Genomic DNA, 4292 nt, shown 5'->3' with positions numbered 1-4292 from the left:
CCTTTGGATTGGAATTTCCGTGGCATCCACGATCACAACATTCCAGTCGATGCCTTCGCCCTCGGGTAAATCTTTGGGTAAATTAAACAGATTGGACCGAATCAGGCAGTCTTCAACATGACGGACAATTCTTGAGGCTGTGGGCTCTGAAACCCCGTAACTCGTCGCAACGTGAAATAAGGTTCGGTATTCCCGCCAATAGCTCAGACAGAGCAGAACCTGATCCTCCAGGCTTAACTTGGGCGGTCAGCCTTTGGCAGAGACATGCTTCTGCAATTGCTCAACCATCAAATAGAAAGTTGACCATGAGATGCCTGTGTATCGCTTGAACTGAGGATCAGAAAGCTTGTTTGAATCGATGTATTTCATCGGCAGATTATGCACGAATGCTAAGAAATCCGGAGTGCAAATATTAACCAAAAAGAAGATCGTTTTTTGATTTATGAAAGAGATCTAATTTATGAGTTAGCTGATTGGCACTAGACTCGGTACAATCCTATTTTTTTATTCATTATGAGAATATGTTTTGGAGAGTGAAACACCGCAGCTTCAACGCCGTTTGAAGAATCGTCATATCCAGCTGATTGCCATGGGCGGTGCGATTGGTACCGGTCTATTTCTAGGTTCAGCTCATATTATTCAGTCTGCTGGTCCATCTATTATTTTGGGTTATCTGATGGGCGGTTTGATTGCTTTCCTGATTATGCGCCAACTCGGTGAAATGATTGTACATGAACCTGTAACCGGTTCATTTAGCTATTTCGCCTTTAAATATTGGGGGAAGTTTCCAGGATTTTTAACAGGCTGGAATTACTGGATTCTGTATATTCTGGTAGCGATGACTGAGCTGACTGCGGTTGGTAAATATATCAATTACTGGTGGCCAGAAATTCCGGTATGGGTTTCGGTTTTATTTTTCTTTATTCTGGTCACTGGCATGAATTTGACCAATGTAAAGATTTATGGCGAATCTGAATTCTGGTTATCAATGATAAAAGTCCTTGCGATTGTCGCGATGATTTTATTTGGGATTTATTTGCTGGTCACTGCTGATGTTGATTCTACTGCTTCAATAACGAACTTATGGGCACATGGCGGTTTCTTCCCGAATGGTTTTGAAGGCCTATTTTATATGCTGGCCTTTATGATGTTTGCATTTGGCGGGATTGAGCTGATCAGTATGGCTGCTGCGGAAACCGAAAATCCGGATCAGAATATTCCAAAAGCTGTAAATCAAACTGTAATTCGTGTATTTCTATTTTATATCTGTTCACTTGCAATTCTATTATCACTTGTGCCGTGGAATCAGCTGAATTTAGGTGATTTAGAGCATAGCCCGTTTGTGATGATTTTTAATCTGATGGGTATTGATTGGGCCGCCCACTTATTAAATTTTATTATTTTGACAGCCTCGCTATCGGTGTGTAATAGCGGGATGTATGCCAATAGCAGAATGCTATTAGGTCTGGCAGAGCAGGGTAATGCTCCAAAAGCCTTTAAGAAGGTGAATGCACGAGGAATTCCAGTGCCAGCGGTGCTATTCTCAGCATTACTGATTTTTGGCTGTGTTTTATTAAACTATTTTGTACCTGAAAAAGCACTAAGCTATCTAATTTACATTGTGGTGGCAGCAGCAGTACTGAACTGGATCATGATTACACTGATTCATCTTAAATTTAAGCAAGCCATTCGCCTCCAAACTGTACAAACTAAATTCCCTGCATTGTTTTCACCCCTGAGTAACTATCTGGTTTCAGTCTTTATGCTGACAGTGCTCTATATCATGTGGGATCAAGGTTTCATGTTGTCAGTGCTGATGCTGCCAGTGTGGATTGTAATATTATTTATTTTTTTCAAAATATTACAAGCCAAGAAAACTTAAATTTTTTATCCTTTTAAAAATGGGTTCATTAGAGCCCATTTTTATGTGCCTTTTTTCATGCTTTAGTAGAAAATAATAATGTGATTTATATTTGCTTGATTAAATGAAATTGGAATAAATTGATTTGTCTATATTCTATTTAAAACAAGGTGATAAAGTTTTTATTAAGAATAAATGTAGTAAATAATTAGAATTATTTTCATAAAAAATAAGTATTAAAAGATAATTTAATTGAGGGGTTGATTGAATCAAAAAAAATAGAATTTTATATTAATAAATACTTTTTGAATAATTGGGTTTGAAATAATTTATATTTTTATTTTCTATGGATTTGTTATATATTTTTTAGGCTTCTTAATAATAAAAATAAATACCTATTAAAAGGCGAATTATAAGAATTAATTTATTATTTTAATAAGGATTTTACTCATGAAACTCAATATTATAGCAACAATGCTGCTTGCCTCTACGGGAATGATAATGACTGGCTGTGGTTCAGATTCAGGCAGTTCTGGTAGCTCTACACCACCATCTCAAACGACCCCGGAAGAAACCGTAACGCCAGCAAATGGAGTAGAACGATTAATCATTACCGATGCAAGTCATCTGGCGCTTGCAGATGCTGACATTCGAATTTTATCAGCTGCACAATGGAGTAATAACGTCACCAGTATTTCTGATAATAATACGGTTGATCACAGTCTCTTTGTCCAGTATGACCGTCTTCCGGTGATTAATGATTTCTCCTCGGCACGAGAATATACAACAGACCATTTGGGTGTTTCTGGTTCAGTTCATTTAGCACCAGGTATTTACTATATTTTGGTCAGAAAGCATTCTGAAACTGCAATCGTGCCATTCATTATTCATCCGACAAATACCAATAAGGAATTGTCGATCAACGTGCCTTTAACTTGTAATAATGCTGAATGTGAAACGATTCATCCGGTAAATGAAGCAATTATTGGGACACTATCAGGGCAAGTTCTGGTGCAAGGTCAGCCTTTGGCAAATACACAGGTTTCATTATCAGGTGGTGCGGCTACCAATGGCGCATTCGTTACAGCATTAACTGATGCGAAAGGATATTTCAGTCTAGCTTTTAATGTATCTGATGAGCTTGGCGATACCTTAAAAAATGCAACGCTTATGATCAGTGCACCCGGGTATATAAGTTTAACAAAGCAGGTTGCAGTGACGTCCTCTATTTCAGGGGGTAGTCAATTTACCTTGATACAAAATACTGAAGCTACGACCAGTATTTGGCAGGAAACTTTTGAAGAAGACTCTGCTACCCGAGATGAATGGGAAAAGGCCTCTACAGTTGAAGAAACAAAATGGTCTTTACTGCAAAAAAATCACAAGATTATTAATAAAGATGTGAATCGTTTAGTGACCTTGGCACCAGATGATAGCAGTAATGGCAAACTGCCAGATCCTGCTCAAGGCAATTATGCATATTGGTATGGCAATGGTGTTGCAGGTAGTTTCTTAAATAAAGAAGCCAGTCTTTTAACCGAGGAAGGGCAGCCAGTAGAAACAAGACTGAATGGTGGAACGTCAGCAAAGGCGTATTATGGAACACTGACTTCACCAGTAATTGACCTGAGCACTACACAAAAACCAATCAGCTTAAGTTTTAAAACCTGGTGGGAAATTGAATCAGTAAATCCAAGTAGCAGAGGGTATGATGCCATGGATGTGGAAGTTTCAGTCAATGGAGGGGAATTTAAAAAACTGGCGCGATTAAATCCGCTGTCTGATCCGCAAACAGATTATAACCGCTGGTCAATTCCATTCTCAAACTTTGGCTTTAACCTTGCACCTCAATTTGCCCAGCAAGAAGCTATTTCTTTAGATGAATATGCGGGCCAATCCAATATTAAAATCCGGTTTAAATTCGATACTGTCGATCAGTACTATAATGCATATCGTGGCTGGATTATTGATGACATTGTGATTCAAAACCAGCCTGGTACTTTCCCGCTTTATAGCAACAATGAGGAAGTAGATGACGAGGTTTCGATGTTTGTCGCAAAAGCAGCGAAAGCTTTAATGCAATCGGCATCGAGTCCCCGATGGATAGAAAATCCGCCAGAGCGTACTCAATAAAATAGCATGTAAATAAATCATATAAAAAAGCGAGCAGACTAATCTGCTCGCTTTAAACCTATAAGAAATTCAAAATGTTTTTCTTTTTAGAAAAATATAAACCTTTCATCTATATCTTTCCGGTTGCTCCCAAATAATTTACCTGGAAGTGAAGCGACCTCGGTCATCGCGTGGCGGGGTATTTCTTCCGCCTCGACCTCCCGAACGACCGCGATCGTCATCATCATCGTCATCACGGCTGCGACCACGGCCTCGACCACTTGAGCGGCCACGATCGTCATCATCATCGTCATCACGG

At 39.1% G+C, this 4292-nt stretch carries 4 protein-coding genes; 2 read left to right on the top strand and 2 right to left on the bottom strand.

Going from position 1 to position 4292, the window contains the following annotated elements; genetic code table 11:
* The coding region (locus HADU_RS15540; protein ID WP_171056669.1) for a helix-turn-helix domain-containing protein at positions 1-231 on the bottom strand (231 nt) is incomplete at its 3' end.
* Between the two features lie 15 nt (positions 232-246).
* A complete protein-coding gene (locus tag HADU_RS16020) occupies positions 247-369 on the bottom strand; it encodes a hypothetical protein (RefSeq protein ID WP_264653525.1) in 123 nt (40 codons plus the stop codon).
* 157 nt (positions 370-526) lie between these two features.
* Between HADU_RS16020 and HADU_RS10620 the strand changes: the two genes are divergently transcribed.
* Positions 527-1882 carry an amino acid permease gene (locus HADU_RS10620; protein ID WP_034592779.1) on the top strand — a complete coding sequence of 452 codons (1356 nt, stop codon included), beginning with the start codon at positions 527-529 and terminating at the stop codon, positions 1880-1882.
* 429 nt (positions 1883-2311) lie between these two features.
* Positions 2312-3994: a hypothetical protein gene (locus HADU_RS10615; RefSeq protein WP_034592777.1), complete on the top strand. Its 1683-nt coding sequence runs from the start codon at positions 2312-2314 to the stop codon at positions 3992-3994.
* Positions 3995-4292: the final 298 nt, after the last annotated feature.

It is taken from the genome of Acinetobacter sp. HA, assembly GCF_000264725.1.
In the GTDB taxonomy this organism is placed as follows: Bacteria; Pseudomonadota; Gammaproteobacteria; order Pseudomonadales; family Moraxellaceae; genus Acinetobacter; species Acinetobacter schindleri.
Note: the sequence above shows the minus strand (reverse complement) of the source record. Positions and strands in the feature narration are given on the sequence as shown.

Coding starts and splice junctions, on each gene's coding strand:
- HADU_RS10615 (WP_034592777.1), top strand. CDS start 2,312: ATGAAACTCAATATTATAGCAACAATGCTGCTTGCCTCTACGGGAATG.
- HADU_RS16020 (WP_264653525.1), bottom strand. CDS start 369: ATGAAATACATCGATTCAAACAAGCTTTCTGATCCTCAGTTCAAGCGA.